This is a genomic window from Natrinema sp. LJW11 (assembly GCF_056135975.1).
The window spans coordinates 391,353-417,305 of the sequence record NZ_JBWBDM010000004.1; the positions used below are offsets into that span (position 1 = coordinate 391,353).

The window sequence follows — 25,953 nt, forward strand, 5'->3', positions numbered from 1 at the left end:
CCGGCGCTCAGTCGTCGGCCGCCACCGTTTCCGAGATCGTTTCGGGATCGACCGGCGCGTACTGGACGATCGACTCGAACGCCTCGAGGACGAACCGATCCCCGCCGGAGATTCCCCGTGCCGCCTGGTCTTCGAGTTCCGTCGCGACGAATCGCTGCGCGACGAGCGCCGTCCGGCCGTCGCCGCTCTCGAGGTTGGTCTGGGCCTCCTCGAGCAACAGCGCGGCGGTGAACACCTCGAAACAGTAGTGAGCGAGCCGCTTGGCCGAGAGCTGGGCGTACTCGGGGTCCTCGTCGGCCAGCGCGACGAGCGCCTCGGTCAGCGCGTCGTACTCCTCGACCACCGTTTCGGCCGCGTCCGCGAGTGCGGGATGAGAAATCGAATCGAGTCGCGCTTCGATCGCCGCCGCGAACGGCTCGTAGGCGTCCTCGCGCTCTAAGGCGCGGACCACGTCGAGCGAGAGGACGTTCTCGGTTCCCTCCCAGATCGGCAGCACCTGCGCGTCCCGGAGCAAGCGATTGGTGACGAAGTCGTCGACGTAGCCGTTCCCGCCCTGGATCTCCATCGCGTAAGAGGCGGTGTCGACGGCCATCCTGCCCGTGCGAAGCTTGGCGATCGGGATCAGCAGGCGGAGCAGCCGATAGTCGTCCTCGCCGTCCGCTCCCCGTGAGCCCCCGCCCCCGTCGCTCGACTCCTCGTTCCGCCGCGCTCGCTCGCGCTCCGAGAACAGCCGGCCGACCTCGTGGACGTACGCCGTCGCGGCCTCGTAGTCGACGGCCATGTCGACGAGGTCCTCGCGCATCAGCGGGAACTCGTCGATCGTCTTCCCGAACGCCTCGCGGGTGGCGGCCTGAACCTTGCTCTCGAGCAGCGCCCGACCCATGACGCCACAGGAGGCGGCGGCGTTCGCCAGCCGCTCGAGGTTGAGCATCTCCGTCATCTGCCTGAAGCCCGCCTCTCGCTCGCCGACGAGGAACGCCTTCGTCTCCTCGAAGTGGACTTCGCCGGTCGGGACGGCGATCGTTCCGAGCTTATCCTTCAGTCGTCGGTAGCGCTGATCGTTGAGCGCGTCTCCCGGCGGCGCCCCCTCGAACTCGCGGCGGTCGCCCTTGGTCAGGACGCCCTGGTCGGGATCGCCGTGGGGCACGAGAAACATCGAGAGCCCGTCGGTCCCCGCCGGCGCGTCGTCGACCCGCGCGAGCGCGAGCGTTCCCTCGGCGTCGATATTGGAGCAGAACCACTTCTCGCCGGTGAGCCGCCAGCAGCCCGCCTCCTCGTCGTAGCGCGCCGTCGTCTCGTTCGCGCCCACGTCGCTGCCGCCTTGCTCTTCCGTGAGGAACATCGCGCCCTCGATCAGCTCGTCGTAGTCGCGGCTGGTCAGGCCCCGGTAGTAGGGCTCGAGGTCGCCGTCGTCGACGCGCTCCAAGACGTGCGCCGCGCCGGCGGTCATCGCGACGGGACAGCCGAAGCCGGCGTCGGCGTAACACAGCAGCTGTAACATCGCGAGGAAGTGAGTGAACGGCATCGGCTCGTCGCGGCCGGGCGGGGCCTCGAACGCGTCGGCCACGACGCCCGACTCGTAGACCAGTTCGTCGCTCTCGAGCTGTTCGGCGGGATAGCGAACGTAGTTCTGCACGTCGCCGTACTTGTCGTCGGCCCGGAGTTCCGGTCCGTGGTCGTCGACGTAATCGGCGTTGTCCGCCACGGTGTGGCCGATTAACTCCCCGAAGTCGGCGAGCCTGGGTTCACCCCACTCGAACGCCTCGGCGTCGGAGACCCGACGCAGCTCGCGCCGGAGCGTGCGGTCGAGTTCCCAGTAGTTCACGTGTCGTCCCTCGTCGAACTCGCCGTAGTCGATTCCCGAACCCATGCCTCGCTAGTCGATACCGTCCCACAAGAAAACGGGTACTGTCAACCGGCGGCGCGTTGGAAGGCGTTGTCGACGCGGCGGCAGCGGCGGTGTCTGCCGGCTCACTACCTCCCCGCGAAGCCGGCTCGAGTCGCTACGTCGCCTTCTCGAGGCGCGTCCGCGGGAAGACGTAGACTCGCAGCGATGAGGGGACGACGCCGTTGGGCGCGACGGTGGCGTGGGGGTAGATCGCGCCGACGACCGGGACGTCGGGATCGTAGTCCGCGTTGGTCTCGTACTCCGCGACGGTGGTGTCGGCAGCTCCGATTTCGACCGCGTCGGCCCGCAGTTCCGAGACGTCGACGACGGTGAGCCGATCGCCGGTCTCGCGGTCGACGACGGTGTCGCCCGCGTAGATCGCGTGCTCGTCGCAGTAGAACGGCGCGGGTTCGTCCTCGTCGACGAAGATCGTCTCGCCGCAGTCGCGACAGTCGACCGCGACCTCGCCCGGCGGCGGGGTCCGGCCCTCCGTGATCTCGATCGCGACTCTGCGAATGTGCTTGCAGCGCGCCTCGCGGAAGACGTGATCCGGACAGGTGCACCGACCCGCCTCGAGGTCGACGAGGTAGGTGTGGTCGCTCGCGGACTCGACCTCGTAGAGGCCGTCGCCCAGCGGCAGGACCGACATCGGTTCGGTGCGCGCCCGGCGCGATCGCTTCGTGAGGTGGTCTGTGGACGGTACGGGAAGCGGTGCTTTCGGTGACGCTGTTGTTTTCATCGGTGCGTCGAAGTGGGTTCGCTGGTCGGCTGGCTATTCGATATGGATAGGGGCTCGACGAGCATAACGGGCCTGCTTGCGAGATCATGGCCGCGGTTTATACGGTGGCTGCGGACGACTGACGACCGCAGTCGACGATCCGCCACGAGGGACCCTTCGAAGCGCTTTTCACCGGCCCGGCGAAACCGCTGGGACAATGCTCGATCGCGAACAGCTCATCGAAATCGTCGTCGCCGTTACTACCGTCTTCCTTATGCTGGGGGCTATGATCGCCGTCGGATCCTCCTACGGGACCGAGAACAGCACGCTCTCGCCCGAAGGCGGACAGATGCTCGTGGCGGTCATCGCCGGCTTCATCCTCCTGATGACCGCGGCCGGCATCCTTCTCGCGTACCTGCTCAACGACTCCGGGAACGGCCTCGAGGCCAACGACGATGACGACGATGCGGACGCGAAGGGAACGTTCTGAGGGCGTCGGTACGTTTTTCACTTTGGAAAGTTGACAACATCTATGGGTAGTGGTGACTCCAGTTCGACTCGAACGAACGGATTCCGTTTCGGCCAAGCTGGCGCCGTCGTCGTGCTCGTGCTGCTCTGTTCGTCGCTGCTCGTGGGCGTCCTGTCCATCGTCGACCCGGTCGTCGCCGCCGGCGCGGTGGCGGGGCCGACCGTCCTCGCGCTCGCGCTCCTGTGGCGACTGGCCGCGACGGACGGGTCCACGGCCGATCGCGAGGCCGCCGACGACGAGGGTGAGGACTCGAGCGTCTGGAACGCGATCCCCTCGGACCAGTACGACGGTCGACACGCCGAATCCGGCGGTATCGCCCGCGGCGAGCAGGAACGGGCGCTACGGGACATCCAGCGACAGGCGGACGAACTGTCCGACGAGCCCCAGAAGAAGTGACGAACCGAGCGGAATTACCACATTTCGACTACCCGCGATCACCATCTCTCGTCCTCAGTCGCCGCTCGCGGCACTGTCCTCGCCGTCGGACTGCTCCCGCCAGTCCTCGATCTCGTCGTCGTCGGCGTCGTCGATCCGCTGTTCGTAGTAGGCCATCGGATGCGGAATGCGCTCGCAGAGGTCGTCTTTGTTCACGCAATCGCCGTAGGACTGCATCGTCGCACACGAGGGCGGCGAGTACTCCGTGGGGGAGCTATCGCCACGGATGTGATCGGTCTGGTAGCGGGTCATCTCTTCCCCGAACGACGAGTTGACGCGGTAGAGGTCGACGATCTGATCGGTGGTCATCCCGATACTCGTCAGGAACGCGGTGATCGCGAACCGGGAGTGGTGCGCCAGGTGCTCGCCCTTCTGGATCTGGTCGAGCAGGGCCTTCATACACGGCGGGAACAGGTCCGGAACGACCGTGTCGATGTCCTGGGTCAACTCGAGATCGGCCAGCACCTCGCGGATCTCGGCGGCGTCGTCCTCGAGCGCGGTCGCGATGGTGTCGGGTACCTCGAACGGGAGGCCCTCCTCGATACGGCTCCGGATCGCCTCGCGCAGGAGCGCGAGCAGTTCGTCGGCGTCGACCGGCACCTCGCCGGCGACCAACGGACGATTAACCAGCCGCCACTCGTCTTCCCACAGGTCCTCGGCCAGCGGGAGGTAGGTGCCGACGTCGATCCGATAGCCGTCGCCGTCGGGCGCCTCGCGAACGTCGTCCCGCAGGTCGAACTCGGCGAGCAGATCCTCGAGTTCGAGCCCCGTCGTCTCGACGCTCTTCAGTTCGGTGGTGTCGGCCATGTCGGCGGTGAAGCGGTCGTAGGCCGTCGCGGCCTCCCCGCGAGCGTACTTGCGGACGAGCACTCGCTCCCCGACCAACGAGACGAGCACCCGTGCGACGGGATAGGAGAGCAACTCGACGCGGGCATCGCGGTGTGAGTCCTCGACCTCCCCCTCCTCGAGCGCGGTAATCACGCGTTGGCGCGCGCGGTCGACGACCGCCTGGTCCTGCTCGACGACGGTCGCGAGATCGACCGCCTCCGTCGCGACGGACTCGCGAGCGGCCTCGAGAAACGGGTACCGCGCGTGCAGTCGCTGCATCGGTAACCATATTTTACCGAGACGGGATAAACGCGCTGATTACCACGATCGGTCTTTATCCGCCGAACCGTTCCGAGGGGTGGGTCTCGAGGAGGATCGGCGGTCGAGCGTCACTCAAGCGCCCGTCTCGCGGCCGTCGCGAGGCCGGCACCGCGGCGATAAAATCGGATTACCGGTTCCCCAGTCGATCCCACGACACGGGACGACACCACCCACAGTTCGAGGATCGATTTCAAGGGTGTTCGACGCGTCAGTCCGGGTATGCCACAGGCGACGAGAGACGGCATGTCGATCTACTACGAACACGAGCGGGGCGACGGAGACGGACGTGCGCCGGTCGTGTTCGTGCAGGGACTCGGATTCGGTCGGTGGATGTGGCGGTGGCAGCGCGAGGCGGTCGCCGACGAGTACGACGTGATCGCTCCGGACAACCGGGGCACCGGCCGCTCGGACGTCGGCCTGCCGCCGCTCGTGGCGCGACTGCCGGGAACGCTCCGCGGCCTCGTCCTCCTCAAACTGGCCGGCTACTCGATGGGCGGCCTCGCAGCGGACCTCGAGGCCGTCCTCGACGACGCGGGGATCTACGACGCCCACATCGTCGGCGCGAGCATGGGCGGGATGATCGCCCAGCGCTACGCGCTGGAGTACTCCCGGGCGAAATCACTGACGCTGTGTTGTACGTCCCACGGGGGCCCCGACGCGGCACCGGTGCCCGAGGAGACGCAAGAACGCATGTTCGAGACGCCCGACGGAGCCAGCGAGCGGGAGACGATCCGTCACCGAATGCGCCCCGCGTTCAACGACCGGTTCACCAACCGGAACCCTCACCTGCTGGATCGGATCATCGAGTGGCGACTCGAGCAGGACGCCGGTGCTCCCGCCCGCGAGGCCCAGGCCGCCGCCGTCCAGAACTTCGACGTCAGCGACCGCCTCGACGGGCTTCGAATTCCGACGCTGCTCCTCCACGGGACGGACGACCGGGTCGTCCCCGTCGAGAACGCGCGGCTGCTCGCGGAGAAGATTTCGGACAGCCGCCTCGAACTCGTCGAGGGCGGCTCGCACCTCTTCTTCATCGAAGACGACGAACTGGTCAACGAGCACCTGCTGGCCTTCCTCGACGAGCAGGCGTGACGAGGGGGGCGCGACTTCCGGCCGTCGTGGCGATGTTCGAGAGCCGCTCGTCAGCTGGCTGCAGCGCCGTCCCGGATCCGGATCTCGCCGTCGCTTCGGACCCCCACGTCGAGGCCCTCGTAGGTGAACCAGACCAGATGGGTGCCGTCGGTCTCCCCTCGCTGGGCGTGTTCGACCAGGTCGTTGAGCGCGCCCGGATCCGTGACGTCGTACAGCGGCGCTAGCTCGGCGGGTTCGGCCTCGAGAACCGCGGCGACTGCGGTGACGACGGCCTCGCTCGGCCGTCCGTCAGCCGGATCGAACGTGGTGACGTAGCTGTGATCGGGCGACTCCGACTCGTCCGTCGAATCGTTCGGGGAGGGCATACCCTGCCATTGTCGAGAACTCCGGTAGCCACTCGCCTGCCTATATCGTCGTATTAAGTAGCCGATGACGCTCGAGCGTCAGTCGCTCTGGATGCGCGGCGCGAGCATGTAGGTGACCTGTCCCTGCCCCTCCGCGAAGCCGAAGTAGATCTTGACGGGGAACTCCTCGCCGAGATCGAGCGTGACCTCGGTGTCCGTTGGGATCGCCTTGTTCATGTCCTTCAGGTAGTCCAGCGAGAACAGCGAGCGGGCCGGGCCGACCTGCAGATCGATCAGATCGTCCCGGGTGAGCTCGAGGTGGACGTCGTCGGTGTCGCCCTCCGCGTTGACGTAGAAGAACTCGTCAGTTTCGTCGACGCCGAGTGCGATGTGATCGGAGACCATATCGGCGGCGGTCACCGACCGGTTGACGTCTTTCCCCTCGAGGACGACTTCCGCGGGCAGATCGAGGTCCGGAATGTCGGGCTCCTGGCGAATCGAGTCGGGATCGATCAGCGCGAGCGTGTACTCGAGCCCGTCGATCTGGATGTGGAGCTTGCGGGTCTCCTCGTCGAGTTCGAGCTGGATGAGCTGGCCGGTGTCGGCCATACCGGCGATATCCTCGAGCCGCGAGAGGTCGACGCCGATCAGTCCGCCGTCCGCCTCGTAGGATTCGAACGCAGACGCATCGAGCGAGAGGTCGACCATCCCGACGTTCGCGGGGTCGACGGCGCGGATCTCCAGTCCGTCTTCCTCGAGGTGGATCTTGCACTCGTCGACCAGCACGCTCACCGAATCGAGCGCGCTGGTGAGCGTTTCGGCGCTCACGATGGCCTTGAACATATAGGTCGGCGTACGGACGGTTGCCATAAAAAGGCACCCTTTACGCGCGAGCGGACTCGAGCAGTATCGACTCGTAGCTCGGCGGTGATTGCCGGACGACACCGCCTCGAGTCGGCGCTCCGGGGACCGCTCGATCGAACGGGCGGTGATGGACGCGGCTTCTCGAGCGGGACCGCGTATTCGCGGCCTGAAACCGCGAGTCGCGGCACCTATCCGTCTCGACCGTCTAGCGACGCTAACTGAGTGCAACTTCGATGGCAGGCAAAGACCACTACTACAACAAGGCGAAGCAGGAAGGGTATCGCTCTCGAGCGGCCTACAAGCTCAAACAACTCGACAACCTCGAGAACGTCATCGATCGCGGCGACACCGTCGTCGACCTGGGGGCGGCCCCCGGCGGCTGGCTCGAGGTCGCCGCCGAGGCGGTCGGCTCGGAGGGGAACGTCATCGGCGTCGACTTCCAGCGAATCAAGGACTTTGCGGACCACGACAACGTGGAGACGCTCCGGGGGGATATGACCGAAGACAAGACCCGCGATCGGGTCATCGACGCCGCCGGCGGCCCGGTCGACGTCGTCATCTCCGACATGGCGCCCAACATGTCCGGGGAGTACTCGCTCGATCAGGCCCGCTCGCTGCACCTCGCGCGGCAGGCCTTCGAGACGTCCATCGAACTCCTCGACAGCGGCGGGGACTTCGTCGTAAAGGTCTTCGAAGGGCCCGACGTCGACGACTTCCGAGCGGATGTCGAGGAGGAGTTCCAGTACGTCCGCGCGACGTCGCCGAAGGCGAGTCGGGACGAGTCCTCCGAGGTGTACTTCATCGGCAAGGGACGGCTCACCGCCACGGTGCGGCCGGGCGACGAACTCGAGGTCGAGATCGACGCCGTCGGGAACGAGGGCGACGGCATGGCGAGCGTCGACGGCTACCGGTTGTTCGTCCCCGACACCGAGGAAGGCGAGACGGTCACGGTGCGCGTCGAGGACGTCAAGCCGAACTTCGGCTTCGCACAGCGGATCGACCGGGACTGACCGGTCGGCTACTCCTCCGTCTCGAGGCGGTCGTGGCGCTCGTCGATCTCGTCTAAGATGTCCAAATTCTTTCGGATCGAGGATCGAATCGCGTCGCTGCGGTTGACGAACTTTCCGTCGTCGCCGACGTGGTCGTCCAGATCCTCGAGGAGCTCCTGCGGAATTTCGACGCTGATCTTGGGCATCAGTCTGGGTAGTCGTTCGCGCGTCCTCGTCTTAAGAGGGTTGATCGCTCGATTTTCGAGGGCTCGAGAGCGACACCCAGTCGGACGACTCGATCCGAGATCGAATGAACGGTCTGGTTCGGGAGTGAAAACGACGACGAAGCGGCCCTGCCACCGTGGTACCAGGGGACCGCCACGCCCTCCCCAGCCGATTCGCTCACTGCTCACGGTTCCTATCGGTCACCGTTCGCGATCGAGGGATTCACTCCGTTCATCCCTCGCACCGTTCGCTCATCCCTCGCACGACTTCGGGCCGCGGTTCACTGGCGTTCACCACGCTCCAGCGCGCGCCACCGCAGTTGGGTGACCAGTTTGAGCGATAGACGGATCTCCTATACGAAGCAGTTCCAAGACTGAGCGAGCGATGAAACGTCGTGGAGGAACAGTGAACGTGCGGTGAACGCCGTCACTCCGTCGCGGTCGCACCGGTGTCCTCGGCGTCCGGTGCCGCCGAGCCGCCGCCACCACCGCCGAACAGCCGGCCGCCGCCCGTGAGGACGTAGAGGACGGCGAGGCCGAGCAGGTAGGTCAGCGAAATCGGGATGGCGAACAGCAACATCATCAGGATCCCCTTCGGGCTGAAGAAGGCGGCGATGACGAAGATGCCGACGACGACCGGCCGCCAGCGCTCGAGCATCGAGCGGTAGCTGGCGACGCCGCCGACGTGGAACAGCGCCATCGTGACGATGATGTTGAGGAGGAAGCCGATGCCGACGGTCGTGGCGATCACGAGCCAGAAGAAGCTCTTGATCCGATAGGAGATGACCATTCCGTTGCTGATCGCGTCCGAGACCAGATACGAGATGATCGTGGGCGCGACCCAGAAGAACCCGAGGTAGGTTCCGACGGCGAAGCCGACGAGCAAGCCGCCACCCCAGACGACGAAGGTGCGCCGGTCGCCGTACACTAGCCCGCGCTCTTTGGCTGCCGGCCAGGCGTAGAACAGTACCAGCGGGAGGGTGGCGACGAGTCCGGCGAGGGCGCTCACCTTCGCCTCGAAGATGAGGACCTCGACCGGGTGCAGGGCGACGACGATGTCCATCGCCTCGACGAGTTCGCCGAGATCCATCCCGCTCGGATCGATATCGTTGCGGGCGGCGACCTCGTCGAGCACGTGCTGGGGAACCCGATCCAGGAAGAGCCTGAGGATGTCCCCGAGACCGCCCGAGTAGAGCCAGAAGAAGGTGCCGCCCATGACGACCATGAACAGCCCGACGATGCGGAACACCTTCGAGGTGAGACTGTTGAAGATGAAGGCGATGTCGTAGGCGTAGCCGCCGATGTCGTCCTCGGTGGTCTCGTCCTCGGTAAAGGGATCGAGCATACCGGCGGCGGTGTTCGCGAAGAGGCTCTCGTCTTCGCCGGCGTCACCGTCCGCACCGCCTGCGGCGCTCGCGGCACCGCCCGCGGCCGCGCCGTCGTCCGCCGCCTCTATCGAATCGAACCTGTCGAGGATGGCCTGCGCCTTTTCCCGGTCGTCGTCGTACATCGCCTGCCGGGAGTACTCGAGCGCCTGGTCTTCGCTCATGCTCAGGAAGACCTGCGTCGACACGTCGTCGATGTCCTCGACCGCGAGCGTCTCGAAGTCGACGTCCTCGTGGGTGTCGGCTCGTCGAATGTCGTCCGATCGCGGATAGACCGGCTGCTGGAGCACGTGGATCGTATAGCCCAGCAGGACGACGAACCCGACGGCCGCGGTGACCAGGAGACCGACCGCGATCTCACCGGCGAGACCGTGCGTGTTCGCCATCGTCTCGAGCCCGAGTGTCCCGCTGGGGCGCAGCCACGACGGGAACGTGGGGTAGACGGACTCGCGGAGGTAGCCGAAGCCGCCCTGGTTGACGGCGACGGAAATCGCGGCCGCGACGACGGCGAGCACGCCGCCGAACTGGAGGAGACGCCGCTTGACGTGGTCGGTTCCCGTCCCCTCGGATTTCGCCGCGCCGCGCCGGCGGACGTTGGTGACGACCTTGGCCAGCCCGAGGCTGAAGACGTAGAGGATGACCATCGGCATGGCCCACATGACCTGCGTGAACGGGTCCGGCGGCGAGAACAGGGCGCCGAAGACGACGATTCCGACGACGGCGTGTCGCCACTTGTCCCGGAACGTCTCGTAGGGGATGATCTCGGTGTAGGACAGCACGCCCATCAACAGCGGGAGCTGGGCGGCGAGTCCGAACGAGAGCGTCAACAGCGCCATGAACTCGGTGAACTCGGTGATCCCGTAACTTGGTTTGACGCCGGCGCTGACGGCGTTCCCCGCGAGGAAGCCGAACGCGTACGGGAAGAAGATGCTGTAGGCGTAGATGACCCCCGCCACGAACAGCGAGAGCGCCATCACGACGAAGCCGGCGATGTACCCCTTCGAGATCGGGACGGCGCTGTGATAGCCGCGGCGACGGATCGCCTTCCGAGAGAAATAGAGCAGTGCGGGAATCGCGACGACGGCGCCCGTGATCATCCCGATCTTGGCCTGTAAGAGGATCACCTCGAACGGCGTTCGCGTGATGATGTCGGTCGAACCGGCAATCTCCTCGTTCATCTGACCCTTCGCGGTCGCCTCGAGGAAGTCCCAGACGACCACGCGGAGCGCGTAAAAGGAGCTGACGAAGCCGATGAGAAAGACGATAAACACCTTCTGCAGGTGCTCTTGGGCACCCGAGAGGAGCGCGCCGATCGTCTCCCGGCCGCCGTTGATGGCTCGGGCGGTGTCCTCGTCGACGGCAGAACTCATTGGGTTGGGGTAACTGACATCCAGTTATCAACCTTTCGAGTGGGTGTGCGGGTTCGTGGGGCGAGCGAACGGCCTTCTCACTCTCGAGGGGTGGTCGTAAGAAAAAGGCCTATAACCGGTGGCCTATCAGTATTCCGTAGATGTCGGACGAGCCGGCGGACGATCGCGATGGCGAGTCTCCCGAAGAGTCACGGGACGACCCCGATATCGAGGGTCCCGAGGAGTCACGGGACGACCTCGACGAGCGACGGCCGGCTCCCGACGATGCCGCCGTATCCGACTCCGACCCCGCCTTCGATACCGAATCGTCAGCGACCGCCGGCGTGGAGTCGTCGACCCTCGAGACCGACGGCGAAGGCGTCGTTAGCGATCCGCACAACCCCGAGCAGTCCTACCCGGATCCCGACGACGATATCGGGGGGCTCTCGACGCCGCCGGACGACGAGGAGATGCCCCTGGCCGATCACATCGAGGAGATGGTGCTCCGGCTGGCGGTCGTCTTGCTGTTCGGGGCCGGCGGGACGGCGATCGGGCTGTTGTGGGCCTCCGACGCGATCGAGTTCATCTGGTTCAACGTCTTCCCGTACGACGCTGGCGAGGTCCCGCCGCCCCACGTCTACAACCCGCTCGAGCTGTGGTTGACCCGGATCAAGATCTCGTCGCTGCTCGGGATCATGATCGCGCTGCCGGCGTTCGTCTACGAGTGTTACCTGTTCATGCGGCCGGGACTGTATCCGAACGAGCGAAAGTACTACCTCGCGGCGGTCCCGACGAGCGTCGTTCTCGGTGCGATCGGGATGCTGTTTTCCTACGTGCTCGTGTTGCCCATCCTCTTTCGGTACTTCACCTACTACGCGGAGGAAAGCGCCGAGATCGCGTACGCGCTGGGCGAGACGTTCAACCTGATCATCACGCTCATGGGCTTTCTCGCGATCGTCTTCCAGATTCCGCTCTTCATCATGCTGGCGATCATGATGGGCGTGACGACCCGCCGCTGGCTGGCCCAGAAGCGGCTGTACTTCTGGGCGGCGTTCGCGGGGCTCTCCTTTATGTTCACGCTCGACCCGACCGGGATGGCTCCCATCCTCGTCGCCGTCACGATGATCCTGCTGTTCGAAGGGACGCTGTTCGTCCTGAAGTGGGTCGGGCGGACGTAACCCGACGCGGACCGTTTTCGAGCCGGTAGCGAGTCGATCGTGTCCCTCTCGTCCGTCATACGAACTGCTGTCAGTCAGCTCCGGCGCGACCGCAATCGGCCTGCGGTCGTACCGGGACATCGGTACAGCAGACCGTCTCAGTCCGTGCGATCGATCGGACGATCTTCCGAGCACTTCTCGACGGCTGCGATCGGTCGCTCGCTATTCGACGATCCGTCCCTGCCAATCCCGCGGAATACATTCGTGGACATACGTCCGCTCGACGCGGCCGAATAGCCGCCGTTTAATCCCCTTATATTCTCCCTATCCGTTCGCATATTGCGGACTCTCTCTGATTCGACTCGAAAAATACGCGATTTGTAAACGATCACCGTTTAGTAGTTGTGTATGTTTTCTTGAGGCGTGAAACTCTGAATGATATCGCGCAAATCTCTCTCCGATGGGTGTGATTGTAAACCACACGTCCCCGTCCGCGCCGCGCCCCGGAGGTGTGAGCCGTGACCGAGCTGGTGCCGACCACGTGTATGCGGTGTGCGGTCGGCTGCGGGCACGTCCAGCAGGCCCCCGATCGCGGCTACGGCCTCGGGACCGTCCGCGGCGATCCGAGTCATCCGGTCAACAGGGGACTGGCCTGTCAGCGCGGCGTCAGCGAGACCGCCGACCCGGGCGGCGAGTGGCTCACCAGGCCGCTCGTCCGCAAGGACGGCGAGCTCGTGGCGACCACCATCGAATCGGCCCTCGAGCGCGCGGCGGAAGGACTCGGTACCGCGCTGGAAGACGGCGGGAGCGACAGCGTCGCGGTACTGGGAAGCGGGCAGCAGACGAACGAGGCCGCCTACGCGCTGGGCAAACTCGCCCGCGGCGGCTTCGGAACTCGCTACTACGACGCCAACACGACGCTGTGTATGGCCTCGGCCGTCACGGCCTACTACGACGCGTTCGGCAGCGACGCGCCGCCGCCGACCTACGACGACATCCCCGAGGCCGAGACGCACGTCGTCTGGGGCGCGAATCCGTCGGCCGCCCACCCGGTCATGTTTCGCTGGATTCGCCAGTCGGCAGACGAGGACGACTCCGAACTGATCGTCGTCGACCCCGTCCACAGCGAGACCGCCGAGGTCGCCGACCACCACGTCCCGCTCGAGCCGGGCGGCGATCTCGCGCTGGCTCGAGCCGTTCTCGCTCGCATCGTCGAGACGGGCCGCGTTGACGAGGAATTCGTCGACGAGGCGACGGTCGGCTTCGACGAACTCCGCGCGGAACTTCCCGACGCGGCCGAGGCCGCCGAGATGGCGGGCGTCTCGATGGCCGACGTCGACCGCCTCGCGGACGCGCTCGAGGATCCCGCGCTGCTCTACTGGGGAATGGGCATCAATCAGAGCGTCAACGGGACCGCGTCCGCGGGCGCGCTGATCGATTGCTGCCTCGCGACCGGCAACCTCCGGCCGGGGTCGGGCCCGTTCTCGCTGACCGGGCAGGCCAACTCGATGGGGACCCGCGTCTGCTCCTCGAAGGGATCCTGGCCCGGTCATCGCCCGTTCGCGGATCCGGACCACCGCAGGGCGGTCGCCGAGACGTGGGACGTGCCGGTTTCGCGGTTTCCCGACGACGCGGGGCCGGGACCGGTCGGCGTCGTCGACGCGATCGGCGACGACGTCGATGCCGTCTACGCGGTCGCGACCAACCCCGTCGCCGGCATGCCCGACGCGACGCGCGTCCGCGAGAAACTCTCGGACGCGTTCCTCGTAGTGCAGGACGCCTTCCAGAGCGAAACGATCGAGTACGCCGACGTCGTCTTGCCCGCGGCGACGTGGGGCGAATCCGAGGGGACGACGATCAACATGGAACGGACCGTCTCCCGGGTTCGGGCCGCGACGGAGACTCCCTCGGGCGTCCGGACGGACCTCGCGTTGATCGGCGATCTCGCCGATCGCATCGTCCCCGACCTGTTCGACGAGACGCCGAAACCCGAAGCGGTCTTCGACGAGTTCGCGGCGCTGACAGCCGGTACGCCGGCGGATCTCTCGGGGATCAGTTACGACCGCCTCGAGGCCGAACGCGCGGTTCGCTGGCCAGCACCGGAACCTGACGTGTCGGCGGGGTATCGGTACTACGAGGTCGGGGACGTCGACGAGCGAACGGCCGACGACGGAGATGGGGTCGGCGACGGGACCGATTCCGGCGGCTCGACCGACGAATCGTGGTCGTTCTACACCCAGTCCGGCCGCGCGCGGTTCTCGACGGGCGAGGCCCGGCCGCTTCCCGAACCGACCGACGAGTCCTATCCGTTCACGCTGACCACCGCACGCCGCCCGGACGCGTACAACACCGGGGTTCGGACCCGCGAGGACGAACCGCCGACGGCGCGGGTCGGCCCGGCGACGGCCGCCGCGATCGCGGACGAACTCGAGGCCCTCGACGACGGCCACGTGGGCGACGAGGGAGACGAGGACCGGCAGTACGGCCGCGTGGTTTCTCGACGGGCATCGGTCACCGTCAGCGTGGAGACCGACGAGGCGATCCCCGACGGGGTCGTCTGGCTGCCGATTCACCACCCCGACGTCAACGATCTCACGCTGCCCGACGTCGACCCGCGCTCGAACGAGCCGAACTTCAAGCAGTGTGCGGTCCGCCTCGAGCCCCCGCGGGAGCGGGATGTCAGGGCGGTCGCGGAAGCGAGTGCCTGAGGACTCATGACCGCGAAACCGACACCCGAGTCCGCGAGCGGCGGCACACCCCCGATCCGGGGGAATCCGCGCCGGGGCGTCGCGTCCGCGACGCTCGGCTTCTTCGTCGGCTTCGCCGGCGTGGTGCTCTACGGCCCGGTCGCGTCCGAACTCGAGGGGGCGATGGGCTTATCCGGGCTCGCGCTCGGACTGCTGGTCGCAGCGCCGCAGTTGACCGGCTCGCTCCTTCGGATTCCCTTCGGCGCGTGGGTCGAAAATGTCGGGGCGGCGAAGCCGTTCCTGGTGTTACTCGGCGGTGCCGTCGTCGGGATGGCGGGCCTATCGACGATTCTCGTGACCCTCGGGACCGACGGTCTGACGATGGCCCACTATCCGCTCGTCTTCCTCTTCGGCGCGCTTTCGGGCTGCGGGATCGCGACGTTCTCCGTCGGGGCGGCCCAGACGTCGTACTGGTCGCCCGAAGACCGACAGGGGACGATGCTCGCGGTGTACGCGGGCCTGGGCAACAGTTCGCCGGGGGTTTTCACCCTCCTCGTCCCCGTCGCGCTCGCCGCGCTCGGACTGACGGGCGCATACCTCGCGTGGTTCGCCTTCCTCGTCTGCGGGACGTTCGTCTACGGCCTCGTCGCCGTCGATCCCCCGTTTTTCCAGCTCCGGAAGCGGGGTCTCGACGGCGACGCGGCGAAACGGGCGGCCGAAACGCGAGGGCAGGACCTGTTCCCGAGCGGGGACGCGACGGCGTCGATCCGCGAGGCGGCCGGCATCCCGCGAACGTGGGCGCTCGTCGCGCTCTTTTTCGCGTCCTTCGGCGGCTTTCTCGCGCTGACGACCTGGTTCCCGTCCTACTGGACGGCCGTCCACGACCTCGACCTGCAGGCGTCCGGTGCCCTCACCGCGGTCGCGTTCACGCTGCTGGCGGCGCTCGTTCGCGTTCCGGGCGGCGTCATCAGCGATCGCATCGGCGGCGAACGGACCGCGATCGCGAGTTTCGCCCTCGTCGCCGTCGCCGCGGCCGTGCTGATGGCGGCTCCGACCGTCTCGATCGCAGTCGGCGCGACGGTCCTGCTCGGTATCGGGATCGGCGTCGCCAACGCGGCGGTGTTCGGACTCGTCCCGAAGTACGTGCCCGAGGCCGTCGGCGGGGCGTCGGGGCTGGTCGGCGGACTCGGCGCGTTCGGCGGCTTCGCCATTCCGCCGGTGCTCGGGCTCTTCGTCGACCTGCAGGGGACCGCCGGCTACGCGAACGGCTTCGTCGTCTTTCTGGTCCTCGCGATCGCCTCGATCGGCCTCTCGGGCGGGCTGTACCGCGCTCGAGTGGTACCGACGCCGGACGGCCCGGTTCCGTCCGACGATTGAACCCGTCCGGTTTTCGATCCGATTTCTGTCCGGCCGTCGAGTCCGAGGCCAGCTACACGCTCGGTCGTGATCCCATCCTGGCCCCGTCACCGCCGCGAGTCGACCTCGCGTCTCGAGATCGAAGCCGATCGCCGCGATTGCTCGCGTGAACGGGGCCGAGTCGCGCCGACCGGCTTTGAAATCGGCCATTCTCCGCCCCGCTGATCCGCGATATACATCCTAATACAGACCATATCTCCTTGGATATCCCACGCCCGGCTCCGAATACGCGCTAAAAATAGTTATTTGTAAACGATTACCGTTATATGCTTTAGGAACATGGCGTAGAAACGTGAATTACGAGATGTTTGGCGAGGAACTTTGCAGATTCGAATCCGATCGTCCGGTCGGGGTGGTCCGCAGTGGCGCATAAGAAAGAGGAACTCAAGGCGGGCTGTTACGGCGACGAGGTCCGCGAACACATCCTCGAGTTCGCCGACAACGGCGGCTACGAGGCGATTCCGGAGGACGAACGCGAGAAGTGGTTCACCCGGTTCAAGTTCTGGGGTCTGTTCCACCAGCGCTCCGGGCAGGAGTCGTACTTCATGATGCGGCTGACCAACGCCAGCGGCATTTTAGAGCCCGATCAGCTGCGAACGATCGGGGAGGTCGCCCGCGAGTACGCGAAAGGGCCCGTCGCTAACCCCGAGTTCGGCAACGGCTGGATCGACCTGACGACTCGTCAGTCCGTCCAGCTCCACTGGCTCGAGCTCGAGGACGTGCCCGAAATCTGGGAGCGACTCGAGTCCGCCGGCGTTCACTCCCGATCCGCGGGCGGTGACACGATGCGTAACATCTCGGGCTGTCCGCTCCACGGGAAGGCCGAAGAGTTCGTCGAGGCCGGCCCCCTGCTCGAGCGCTTCGAGGAGGAGCTCCGGACGGACGACGCGCTCGCGAACATGCCCCGAAAGTTCAACATCAGCGCGTCGGGCTGTACGGTCGGCTGCGCGCAGGACTCGATCAACGACGTCGGGTTCGAGCCGGCGACGAAGGAGATCGATGGAGAGACCGTCAGGGGATTCAACGTCCGCGTCGGCGGCGGGCTCGGCGGCCGACAGCCCCGCGCCGCGACGCCGCTCGATATCTTCGTTCGCCCCGAGAACGCCTACGAGGTCGGTCGCGGCTTCGTCGAGCTCTACCACGACTACGGCAACCGTCAGAACCGTTCCAAGAACCGCGCGCGGTTCTTCGCCGAGGACTGGGGGATGGAGAAAATTCGGGAGACGCTCCAGGAGGAGTACGTCGAGTTCGAAATGCACACGGCGGGCGAGGACTTCCGCGAGGAGTACACCTACAACGCCGGCCGCCCGGTCGCGGACGGCCGACACGACCACGTCGGCGTCGGCGATCAGAAAGACGGACAAAAGTACGTCGGGCTGAGCGTTCCCGTCGGTCGGCTCCCGGCCGAGGACGCCATCGAACTGGCCGACTACGCCGACGAGTACGGCTCCGGCGAGGTCCGCCTGACCCGCCGCCAGAACCCCGTCATCGTCGACGTCGCCGACGAGGATCTGGACGCCCTGCTCGCCGAACCGCTGCTCGAGGAGTATCCCCCCGAGCCGAGTCCCTTCGAGCGCGGCGCGATGGCCTGTACCGGCACCGAGTTCTGTTCCATCGCGCTGACCGAAACGAAGGGCCGGATGGCCCGCATGCTGCGCTGGTTCAACGGGAACGTCGAGCTGCCCGACGACGTCGGCACGATCAAGATGCACTACTCCGGCTGTACCGCCGACTGCGGGCAGGCGATGACCGCGGATATCGGTCTGCAGGGGATGCGCGCCCGCAAAGACGGCGAGATGGTCGAGGCCTTCGACATCGGCGTCGGCGGCGGCGTCGGCGAGGAGCCCTCGTTCATCGACTGGGTGCAACAGCGCGTGCCGGCCGACGAGGCCCCCGGCGCGATCCGGAACCTGCTCGAGGCCTACGCGGCCCACCGTTCGAAGGGCCAGACGTTCCGTCAGTGGGTCGAATCGACTGGCACCGAACAGCTCGTCGAGTTCTGCGAGCCCGAGGAGACGGACTTCGAGGCACCGTACATGGCCGACGCCAAGCAGTCGTGGTATCCATTCGCGGAGAGCGAGTCCGCGGCGGCCGCGACCGGCGAGGAGTCCGCGGCTCCATCGGACGACTGAGACTGAACGACCGCGGTTTGCTCGCGGTCTCGAACCGATTTCTCGAGCACGTATTTATCAACTTCCGGACCGTATACTCTCGTATGCCCGAAGACGTACTCTTCAAATCCGAGAGCGAACAGAGCCGAGCGGATATCGCGACGTTACTCCGTCGCGTCGCGGACAACCTCGAGGACGACGAGGCGATCACGCTCAAAGCGGGATCCGAATCCGTGACGCTCGACCCGCCCGCCCGTCCCACCTTCGAGGTCAAAGCCGAGCGCGAGGGGCCGACCGACGCGCCCGGCGAACTGAGCGTCGAGTTCGAACTCGAGTGGGACGAAGCCGACGACGGGGACGAGAACGGCGGTGGAGCGCTCGAGATCGAATAAGCCAGCCGGTCGGCTTCGTGCGTCGGTGCGCGCGATGACCGCCCGCAGTCGACCGGCGAGCGACGCCGTCAGCGGTGCTCACGCGTCCGTTCGTACGCGTAGCCGAGGGCGTCCTCGAGCGAGCCGGGGCCGTCGTAGCTGGCCGAGAACAGGTCCATGAACTCCCGGGCGATCCGGTTGCACCGTTCGAACGTCAGGACGGTTCTGACCCGCATCGTTTCGGAGAGGTCGAGCCCCGGATAGCTCGTCGCCGTCAGCGAGTAGCCGGGATGATCTTCACCGTCGAGCGAGGCGGGCGCGACCTTGAGCCGCAAATCACCCGAGTCGTGGAGATACGTCCGATACTGCATTTCCCGGTCCGCGTCGGCCGGGGTGTAGGTCCGACACTCTTCGGTGTTCCACTCGAGCGGCACGTCGGCTTCCATCGATCACTGATACTAACTCGAGTGCTACGTTCGTATCGCAACGAGCAATATTATCGGACGCAAGTCCAGAATCTGAAATATCAATGAGTTCTATGGGCCGTTCCCGGTTATATACTGGCTGAACGTCTATTTCCCCCACGCAGTATCCGACCGATCGACGAATCCGTCCTCGTCGCGGCAGCCGGTTTCGCTCTCACGACCGGTGATCGGTCGGGAAGGGACAGTCCGTCGTTGTCAGTCGTCGCTCGAGGAGTCTGCCTCGGCGGCCAACGCCTCGTCTCCGGCCTCGGGACTCACGCTCCCGGTCCGGTAGCCGTGGAGATCGAGCGTGACGTGGTCGAAGCCGAGCTTCGAGAGCGCCGTCCGGACCGTCTCGACGAATTCGCGTTCGAGGGCGCGCTCGAGCTCGTCGGGCGCGACCTCGATGCGGGCGAGTCCGTCGTGGTCGCGGACGCGGAACTGGTCGAACCCCCACTGGCGAAGCAGCGCTTCGGCCCGCTCGATCCGCGCGAGTCGGTCGTCGGTGACGTCGAGCCCGGTCGGAATCCGCGAGGAGAGACAGGCCATCGAGGGCTTGTCGGCGACCGACAGCTCGTAGCGGTCGGCGATCTCGCGGACCTCGTCTTTCGCGATGTCGTGGGCCAGCAGCGGCGAGTGAACGTCGAGTTCCGCCACCGCCTGCAGTCCGGGCCGATGGCCCGCGCCCGGATCGTCCGCGTTCGTGCCGTCACAGACCGTCCCGACCGCGAGGTCGCGAGCGGTCTCGAGCATCTCGCCGAGTCGCATCGTCCGGCAGTGATAGCAGCGGTCGTCGTCGTTTTCGACGAACGCGTCGCTCTCGAGTTCGGAGAAGGAGACGATCTCGTGGCGGATGCCGATCTCGCGCGCGACCCGCTCGGCGTCCTCGAGCTCTGCCGCGGGGAGCGTCTCGCTCTTTGCGGTGCAGGCGACGGCGTCCTCGCCGAGCGCGTCGTGGGCGAGCGCGGCCACCACGCTCGAGTCGACCCCGCCGGAGAAGGCCACGAGGACCCCGTCCCGGCCGGCGAGGTCCTCGCGCGCGGCCTCGAGTTTCTCCTCGACCGATGTCATGGTCGTCGTTCGAACCGGACGGGCAAAAGGACGTTGTCGTCGCTTCGAAGGGAGTTCCCCGCCCGACGCGAGCGGCCGCGCGGCGGTTTCCGAATGCGTCTCGAGACCGGTTGCAGTCACCAGCGCGCCGGAGGGTTAAGGGGGTATCCGTGGTATCGCCGGCATCGAGACTACGATGTCCGTATCCGATCTCCTTCGACCGATCATCGACACCGAGGGCGACACCGAAGCCACCGACGAGCACTCTCGGCTGGAACACGCCGCTGGGGCGGCTGTCCGCGGGATTCAGGCGGGGTTCGTCGCGACGCTCATCATGACCGCCTTTCGCCTGCCGATCCTGCGCTCGCTGCCGCCGTCGGCGAACTTCTGGTCGCAGTACGTCGCCGGCGGCGATCCGGACGACCATCCGGTCGCCGGCCTCGCCCTCCACCTGGTCTACGGGGTCAGTTCGGGCGTGATATTCGGCGGGCTGTTCTCCCTGTACGACGCCGGCCGGTCCATCGAACCCGAACAGCGCGGGCTCGTCTGGGGTTCGATCTACGGCATGGTCCTGTCGGCTTTCGGCGCGCAGGTCATCCTGAAGGAACTGCTCGACATCCGCCTCGAGGCCGACGAACTCGCGCTCTTTCACGCGGGCCACCTCGTCTACGGCCTCTCGCTCGGAGCCTGGATCGGTTCGCGAACCGAGGGCGTCGAGGATCCGGAACGGGAGTACGAGTACGACGACGGCAACTAGCCGTCGGCCCCGCTCAGCGCGTCGACGTCTTCCTCGAGTCGGCTCGCGTACTCGAGTCGTAGCTCGCGGGCGTCGGCTTTCGTCACGTACTGACGGCCGTCGATCTGCGTCGAGATCGGGTGGTAGTCGCCGACGGTGAACCCCATCCGCTCGAGGTAGCTCGCGACGGCCGCCGACTCGAGGCCCCGCTCGATCGCCGCCTCGGCGAGACCGCGGACGGTTTCGAACGCGGGGAGGGCGATCCCGTCGTCCGTGACATGGCCGGGTCGAGCCCGCGGAACGTCGCCGTCGCTCGCGATTCCGCCGTCGGCGCTCCCCCGGCGGCTGCCGTTTCTCCCGCCCGCATCGTCGATCCGGACGGTGGTGTGGTGGAGCCGCTCCATCACCGTCTCGAGCTCGTCGACCAGTCGGAGCAGCTGGCTCGGGAGGGCGGCGTCGGGCGAGCGCCACTCGACGGTCGGCATCGAATCGCGCAGTCGCACGGGCGTCCAAACCACGTCGTCGGGCGAGAACTGCTCCTCGACGGCCGCCTCGTCGACGCCCGCCGCGACGGCCGCCGTTTCGAACTCCTCGTAGCAGTGCTCGAGCCGCCGGTGCCACTCGCCGACGTTTTCGACGTAGCGCCACAGCTGGCCGTGCTTTGGGAACGCCTCGTAGCTCTTCTTCCGGTAGCAGTGGGCGCGGGCCCCGTTGGCGATCCGTTCCCCTCGATGGTACGGCGACGAGTTGACCAGCGCGAGCGCCGGGTCGAGGGCGATGAGCGCGTTGAGCTGGTCCGTCACGTTTCGCTTCTCGACGTGGACGTGGGTCCCGGCGCAGTACTTCGCGTAGTCGAAGTTCTCGCCGATCACTTCCTTCTGGATACGGCCCCGCTCGTCGGGGCGGCGGTCGATCTCGTCGCCGTTGATCGGCGTCCCCAGCGGGACGAGATGCTTGTCCAACTCCGCGGCTCTCGAGAGAACGTCCTCGAGTTCCGTGACGAGTTCCGCTCGGAGCTCCGCGACCGTCTCGCAGGGCGGCGTCTTCAGTTCGAACAGCGGTTCGACGAACTCCCGCTCGGTTTGGGCCGACACGTCGGCGAGCGGCCCCGGTTCGACGAGGTTGCCGTCGCTATCGACGACCCAGTACTCGACTTCGATGCTCGTTTTCATGCTCGAGGTGACTGCGTTCCCACCGGTCGGGCGGACGGCGTCGGTTTCGGACGGTCGCAACGTCGTTAGACGGACTCGATCGGCTCGGTCGGCCGGCTCGAGGACCGGTCTTCGAATTCTGTGATCGTGTCGGTCCAGTAGGACGGAGTCGCCGAAGTGACCGCGCCCTGCAGCCGCCACCGCTATTTCACCGGGGCCGCTGTTACGACGACCGGCCCGTTTCCAGCGAATCGACGACCGAGATCTCGGTCTCGATGCCCTCGAGTCGCCGGAGCGTCGCTCGTTCCTCCTCGAGATTCTCCTCGAGCGGCTCGATGATATCGTCCGCGTAGGCGAGGCGACCTGCGAGCGCGAGCAGTCCCTCGTAGGAGCGGATCTCGAGGCGCTCCGCCGTGAGCCCGATCTCGAGGTCGACGTACTCCGGCGGGGACTCGCCGTCGGCCGTGCGGGTCCGTCGCGACTCGGCGAGGCCGTCGGCTGCTCGCGATCGACTCGCGCGCGGTCGGCGACCGAGCGCCGCGAAGACGCGCTCGAGGCGGTCGACCTGCCGTTCGGTCTCGTCGCGGTGGGTCGCGAACGTCTCGGCGATGTCGTCGCTCGCGGCGTCCGCCGCCATCTCGGCGAGCAGTTCGACGTGGGTGCGTTCGACGTAGTAGGCGTGCTGTAACTGGAAACCGAAGCTGTCCTCGAGCGTTTCGATGTTCATGGTGTGCGTATCCTCATCTCCGATCGAGTGAGCCGCGGCTGGCCTCGCCGACCGGACTCGACGCGAGCAACAGTTCGACGGCGTCGCTGTCCGATAACGACTCGAGTTCCGTTCGCATCGCCCGCTCGTCGTCGTAGTTCGGCCGGAGTGCGTCGACGACGCGTTCGCCCGCCTCGCCCTCGAGCGAGTTCGCGAGCGCCATCGTCGTCTCGTAGATCGTACACTCGATCGCCTCGAGTTTCAGTGTGGTTTCGATGTAGTACAGCGGCCGAAGTTCGTCGTTCAGCACGACATTGTTGAACGCCTCCTTGTCGGCGAGCAGGCCGTCAAATTCCGGAACGCGTTTGGTTTCGGGATCCTCACCGAGCGCGTCGAAGGCCCGTTCGATGCGCTCGCAGTGTCGCTGGGTCTCGTCGCAGTGACCGTCGATCGTCTCCCAGAGTCGCTCCCGACACTCCGTGACGCGGCCGTCGTCCAGGGTATCGATCGCGACGTCGGCCGCCAGCGTCTCGAGTTCGCCGCACAGTTCCCGCTCGATGTAGTAGAGTCTCTCCAGTTCGGTCGTCAGCGCGTCGTGGGTAGTCGTTGTCGTACTCATGGCTGTCTCGTCCGTCTCTCCGCGCGGACCGATCGGTCAAAACGACTGCTGGCCTCGCATCCCTTCGTCGATGACGTGGGGGCTGTCCCCGCGGTCGCTGTACCGCGGCCGACCCACGGCGTCCCGCCCGACCCCGTTGAGAATCGCCAACTCGAGTTCGTCCTGCGTCTCGTAGGTCTCGTGACCCGACGTCTCGAGGATCGTCCGGAGCGAATCCGATCGGCGGGGGTACGTGATCTCCACGTCGGCAAACTCCGCGAGCACCTCGTCGGTCGTCATCGGGAACGTCGCGTCCCCGAAGAGCTGACTGACTGACCCGATCTCCAGCGATCGGACCTCGTCCGTCTCGGTGTCGATACGGTTCATCGGGCGCTCCTACCCCGATGGACGGCAAAGTACTACAGCCTGCATGCGACGACAGTGCGTCGCCGTCGGTCCGGGGTTCGTTGCGCGCCTCTCTCGGTCGATTTCGGACCGGCGCGCTCGAGTCCCACGTTCCCGAGGACCTGTCGCTGGCCGAGCTGACGCTCCGGTGGAGCCTCGACCACGGGCGGTCTCGACGGTCCGGGGACGACCTCGCCGGAACACGTCCGGAGCAACGCCGCCGTCTCGGAGCTGTCGCCGGTATCTCACCGGGTTCACGGTGCCGTCCGCGACGTCTACGAGGAGCACGTGTTCGAAGTCATCCACCATCGCTGGTAGCGCCGCCGGCGACGCCGCGGAGACGGTCTCGGCGGCTGTCGACCGACGCGACGCGGGCTCGTCTGTCTCGCTGAAAACGCAAGGCACACGCCGATTTTCTAGGGTGGCGTAGGCGTGAACGTGACCGACTACGAAATGCACGAGCCCGACTTTTCGGGCACGACGACCGAGCAATGGGACGAACCGCAACTCGAGGACTTCGATACCGACGACTTAGGGGAGGTCGCGGACCACTTCATCCTCTCGTCGTCGGGATTCCCGCCGGAGAACTTCACGGACTGCAAACTCCCGGTGGTCGATCCGGACGGCAACCTCAACAAGAACGCCCTGCAGACGGCGAAAAGCGGCGGCCACGGCGTCGGCGCGGTCGAAGACCTCGACGACGACAAGCGGGACGACATCGAGGAGCTGATCGACGATCTCGCGAACGAGCAGTTCGAAGACGCCGACTTCGGCGACTAAGCGGCCGGCCGCCGATCGCGGCGTCGCGCACCGACGAGCCGACGGGCAGTCAGGTCGACGACCGCTCCCGCCCAGACGAGGACGAGGATACTACAGAGTACGAGCCCGCGCGTCCAGTTCCCGCCGTCGAACTCCCGCGCCGCCGCCGAAATCACCGCACGGACCGACACCGCCCGCGTCGGTTTCGTCCCGAAGAGGGCCGTGATTGGCATACGTGCCTTCGCTGCGCTACCGATATAACGCCGTCTCGGAGCATGCAAGGGTGAGGTGTGCGTCGGATTGCCGCCCGCCCCGTCGCGTTCGTTGCGTTCACTCCGGATCGAATCCGCCGACGAGATACTCGAGGGCGAACAGTGCGACCGCACCCACTGCGGCCCACGCGGCCGTCAGGGCGATCGTTTCCGTCGTCCACGCGTGCGTTTCGCCGATGTTGTGCAGGGGAGCGGGGACCGAGCCCGCGATCAAACTCACCAGGAAGACGAGCGTCAGTTCGCGGTTGCGGGCCAGCGCGGTGCGCACGACGCGGGCGATGGTAACGAGGCCGACGACCCCGCCGGCGACGAACAGCACCACGGTCGTTCCCGGATCGGCCGCGGCGGCCAGCGAGCCGCCGCCGACCAGATCGCCGAGCGCGCGGACGAACGCGCTCAGCTCCGAGGAGAGGAAGACGTACTGGCCGAGCAAGATCAGGATCAGCGAGCCGGAGATTCCCGGCAGAATCATGGCGCTGACCGCGATCGCGCCGGCGACGACGATCACGATCGGACCGCCCCCCGGGAGCGCGACGAGGTCGGCGGCGACCAGTAACGCGAGCCCGGCACCCGCGGTCGCGGTCCCCGCGTGAAGGGGCGTCGTGAACGTGAGGGTCCGGCCGAGCGTGATCGCCGAGGCGGCGATCAACCCGGTAAAGAAGCCGAACATCGCGACCGGGTGGGACTCCGCGAGCGTCGAGACGAGATCGGCGATCAACACCACCGCGGTGGCCATGCCGACGCCCAGCGGGAGCACGAATCCGAGATCCAGTTCGAGCAGCGCCTCGCGCGCCCGCTCGCGCCGCTCGGGACGGTACCCCCGGAGGATGGCGACGGCCCGGAGCGGCGTAAACGCCGTGACGGCGGCGATCAGCCGGCCGTAGAAGCCAAGCAGGAGCGCGACGGTGCCGCCGGAGACGCCGGGGAGGGCGTCGGCCGTCCCCATGCAGAGCCCGTAGCCGTAGGCCCGAAGCAACTCGAGTCGGTCGACGACCACGTCGGTTCGTTCATACTCCATGTGTTCGTTCCTGGCGTCGCCGATCGGCGTCGCGGCCCGACAGCGTTCGATGCCACCGTCTCGAGCCCGGGCGACCGAGCCGCCGTTTC

At 66.6% G+C, this 25,953-nt stretch carries 26 protein-coding genes; 11 read left to right on the top strand and 15 right to left on the bottom strand.

Annotated features, from left to right (window positions below; translation table 11 throughout):
* Positions 1-7: 7 nt before the first annotated feature.
* Together AC0QDI_RS13730 and AC0QDI_RS13735 are read right to left on the bottom strand one after the other, a co-directional pair.
* Positions 8-1,870, bottom strand: coding sequence for an acyl-CoA dehydrogenase family protein (locus tag AC0QDI_RS13730; RefSeq protein WP_474669040.1), 1,863 nt, complete (start codon positions 1,868-1,870; stop codon positions 8-10).
* A gap of 133 nt (positions 1,871-2,003) precedes the next feature.
* Positions 2,004-2,627, bottom strand: coding sequence for an SWIM zinc finger family protein (locus tag AC0QDI_RS13735; protein WP_474669042.1), 624 nt, complete (start codon positions 2,625-2,627; stop codon positions 2,004-2,006).
* 196 nt (positions 2,628-2,823) lie between these two features.
* Here AC0QDI_RS13735 and AC0QDI_RS13740 point away from each other — a divergent pair, with 196 nt between their 5' ends.
* Both AC0QDI_RS13740 and AC0QDI_RS13745 read left to right on the top strand, forming a co-directional pair.
* Positions 2,824-3,096, top strand: a complete 273-nt coding sequence (locus AC0QDI_RS13740) for a DUF7472 family protein (protein ID WP_474669044.1) — start codon at positions 2,824-2,826, stop codon at positions 3,094-3,096.
* 42 nt (positions 3,097-3,138) lie between these two features.
* A complete protein-coding gene (locus tag AC0QDI_RS13745; protein WP_474669046.1) occupies positions 3,139-3,531 on the top strand; it encodes a hypothetical protein in 393 nt (130 codons plus the stop codon).
* A 54-nt stretch (positions 3,532-3,585) separates the two neighbouring features.
* Here AC0QDI_RS13745 and priL read toward each other — a convergent pair whose 3' ends face one another.
* On the bottom strand, positions 3,586-4,677 hold the full coding sequence (gene priL / locus AC0QDI_RS13750; RefSeq protein ID WP_474669048.1) for a DNA primase regulatory subunit PriL: 1,092 nt from the start codon (positions 4,675-4,677) through the stop codon (positions 3,586-3,588).
* Positions 4,678-4,938: 261 nt separating this feature from the next.
* On the opposite strand from priL, the gene AC0QDI_RS13755 reads away from it, so the two are divergent.
* On the top strand, positions 4,939-5,808 hold the full coding sequence (locus tag AC0QDI_RS13755; RefSeq protein ID WP_474669049.1) for an alpha/beta fold hydrolase: 870 nt from the start codon (positions 4,939-4,941) through the stop codon (positions 5,806-5,808).
* A 50-nt stretch (positions 5,809-5,858) separates the two neighbouring features.
* Here the strand turns inward: AC0QDI_RS13755 and AC0QDI_RS13760 are convergent, their stop codons facing one another.
* Positions 5,859-6,173 (bottom strand): HalOD1 output domain-containing protein, encoded by a 315-nt coding sequence (locus tag AC0QDI_RS13760; protein WP_474669051.1) that lies wholly within the window; start codon positions 6,171-6,173, stop codon positions 5,859-5,861.
* 78 nt (positions 6,174-6,251) lie between these two features.
* Positions 6,252-6,995 carry a DNA polymerase sliding clamp gene (locus AC0QDI_RS13765; protein ID WP_474669244.1) on the bottom strand — a complete coding sequence of 248 codons (744 nt, stop codon included), beginning with the start codon at positions 6,993-6,995 and terminating at the stop codon, positions 6,252-6,254.
* Between the two features lie 254 nt (positions 6,996-7,249).
* On the opposite strand from AC0QDI_RS13765, the gene AC0QDI_RS13770 reads away from it, so the two are divergent.
* Positions 7,250-8,026, top strand: a complete 777-nt coding sequence (locus AC0QDI_RS13770) for a 23S rRNA (uridine(2552)-2'-O)-methyltransferase (protein WP_474669052.1) — start codon at positions 7,250-7,252, stop codon at positions 8,024-8,026.
* Positions 8,027-8,034: 8 nt separating this feature from the next.
* Here the strand turns inward: AC0QDI_RS13770 and AC0QDI_RS13775 are convergent, their stop codons facing one another.
* Positions 8,035-8,211: a ribbon-helix-helix domain-containing protein gene (locus AC0QDI_RS13775; RefSeq protein ID WP_098725150.1), complete on the bottom strand. Its 177-nt coding sequence runs from the start codon at positions 8,209-8,211 to the stop codon at positions 8,035-8,037.
* 445 nt (positions 8,212-8,656) lie between these two features.
* Complete coding sequence (locus AC0QDI_RS13780; protein ID WP_474669054.1) at positions 8,657-10,984, bottom strand: twin-arginine translocase subunit TatC; 2,328 nt, start codon at positions 10,982-10,984, stop codon at positions 8,657-8,659.
* A gap of 140 nt (positions 10,985-11,124) precedes the next feature.
* Here AC0QDI_RS13780 and tatC point away from each other — a divergent pair, with 140 nt between their 5' ends.
* From tatC to AC0QDI_RS13805, 5 genes are all read left to right on the top strand, one after another.
* On the top strand, positions 11,125-12,141 hold the full coding sequence (gene tatC / locus AC0QDI_RS13785; protein WP_474669056.1) for a twin-arginine translocase subunit TatC: 1,017 nt from the start codon (positions 11,125-11,127) through the stop codon (positions 12,139-12,141).
* 524 nt (positions 12,142-12,665) lie between these two features.
* Positions 12,666-14,828, top strand: coding sequence for an assimilatory nitrate reductase NasA (gene nasA / locus AC0QDI_RS13790; RefSeq protein WP_474669246.1), 2,163 nt, complete (start codon positions 12,666-12,668; stop codon positions 14,826-14,828).
* Positions 14,829-14,834: 6 nt separating this feature from the next.
* The gene (locus AC0QDI_RS13795) at positions 14,835-16,184 is read left to right on the top strand and encodes an MFS transporter (protein ID WP_474669058.1); all 1,350 of its coding nucleotides are present in this window, start codon (positions 14,835-14,837) and stop codon (positions 16,182-16,184) included.
* 401 nt (positions 16,185-16,585) lie between these two features.
* Entirely contained in the window at positions 16,586-18,355 is a 1,770-nt protein-coding gene (locus tag AC0QDI_RS13800) for a nitrite/sulfite reductase (RefSeq protein ID WP_474669060.1), read from the top strand.
* Between the two features lie 83 nt (positions 18,356-18,438).
* Positions 18,439-18,726 (top strand): amphi-Trp domain-containing protein, encoded by a 288-nt coding sequence (locus tag AC0QDI_RS13805; protein WP_474669062.1) that lies wholly within the window; start codon positions 18,439-18,441, stop codon positions 18,724-18,726.
* A gap of 68 nt (positions 18,727-18,794) precedes the next feature.
* Here the strand turns inward: AC0QDI_RS13805 and AC0QDI_RS13810 are convergent, their stop codons facing one another.
* Positions 18,795-19,151 (bottom strand): hypothetical protein, encoded by a 357-nt coding sequence (locus AC0QDI_RS13810; protein WP_474669063.1) that lies wholly within the window; start codon positions 19,149-19,151, stop codon positions 18,795-18,797.
* A 234-nt stretch (positions 19,152-19,385) separates the two neighbouring features.
* Complete coding sequence (gene larE / locus AC0QDI_RS13815; RefSeq protein WP_474669065.1) at positions 19,386-20,240, bottom strand: ATP-dependent sacrificial sulfur transferase LarE; 855 nt, start codon at positions 20,238-20,240, stop codon at positions 19,386-19,388.
* A 175-nt stretch (positions 20,241-20,415) separates the two neighbouring features.
* Here larE and AC0QDI_RS13820 point away from each other — a divergent pair, with 175 nt between their 5' ends.
* On the top strand, positions 20,416-20,976 hold the full coding sequence (locus AC0QDI_RS13820) for a DUF6789 family protein (protein WP_474669067.1): 561 nt from the start codon (positions 20,416-20,418) through the stop codon (positions 20,974-20,976).
* Here AC0QDI_RS13820 and AC0QDI_RS13825 read toward each other — a convergent pair.
* The 4 genes from AC0QDI_RS13825 to AC0QDI_RS13840 all read right to left on the bottom strand — a co-directional run bounded on the left by AC0QDI_RS13825 (position 20,973) and on the right by AC0QDI_RS13840 (position 23,797).
* Positions 20,973-22,127 carry a glutamate-cysteine ligase family protein gene (locus tag AC0QDI_RS13825; protein WP_474669068.1) on the bottom strand — a complete coding sequence of 385 codons (1,155 nt, stop codon included), beginning with the start codon at positions 22,125-22,127 and terminating at the stop codon, positions 20,973-20,975. The genes AC0QDI_RS13820 and AC0QDI_RS13825 overlap by 4 nt on opposite strands.
* Before the next feature lie 202 nt (positions 22,128-22,329).
* Positions 22,330-22,833, bottom strand: coding sequence for a YciE/YciF ferroxidase family protein (locus tag AC0QDI_RS13830; protein WP_474669070.1), 504 nt, complete (start codon positions 22,831-22,833; stop codon positions 22,330-22,332).
* A 13-nt stretch (positions 22,834-22,846) separates the two neighbouring features.
* A complete protein-coding gene (locus tag AC0QDI_RS13835) occupies positions 22,847-23,431 on the bottom strand; it encodes a YciE/YciF ferroxidase family protein (protein ID WP_474669072.1) in 585 nt (194 codons plus the stop codon).
* A gap of 36 nt (positions 23,432-23,467) precedes the next feature.
* Positions 23,468-23,797, bottom strand: a complete 330-nt coding sequence (locus AC0QDI_RS13840) for a DUF5789 family protein (protein ID WP_474669074.1) — start codon at positions 23,795-23,797, stop codon at positions 23,468-23,470.
* A gap of 456 nt (positions 23,798-24,253) precedes the next feature.
* Here AC0QDI_RS13840 and AC0QDI_RS13845 point away from each other — a divergent pair, with 456 nt between their 5' ends.
* Positions 24,254-24,595, top strand: coding sequence for a hypothetical protein (locus AC0QDI_RS13845; RefSeq protein WP_474669076.1), 342 nt, complete (start codon positions 24,254-24,256; stop codon positions 24,593-24,595).
* Here the strand turns inward: AC0QDI_RS13845 and AC0QDI_RS13850 are convergent.
* Positions 24,592-24,807: a hypothetical protein gene (locus AC0QDI_RS13850; RefSeq protein ID WP_474669078.1), complete on the bottom strand. Its 216-nt coding sequence runs from the start codon at positions 24,805-24,807 to the stop codon at positions 24,592-24,594. The genes AC0QDI_RS13845 and AC0QDI_RS13850 overlap by 4 nt on opposite strands.
* Positions 24,808-24,904: 97 nt before the next feature.
* Positions 24,905-25,864: a DUF368 domain-containing protein gene (locus tag AC0QDI_RS13855; RefSeq protein ID WP_474669080.1), complete on the bottom strand. Its 960-nt coding sequence runs from the start codon at positions 25,862-25,864 to the stop codon at positions 24,905-24,907.
* Between the last annotated feature and the right edge of the window lie 89 nt (positions 25,865-25,953).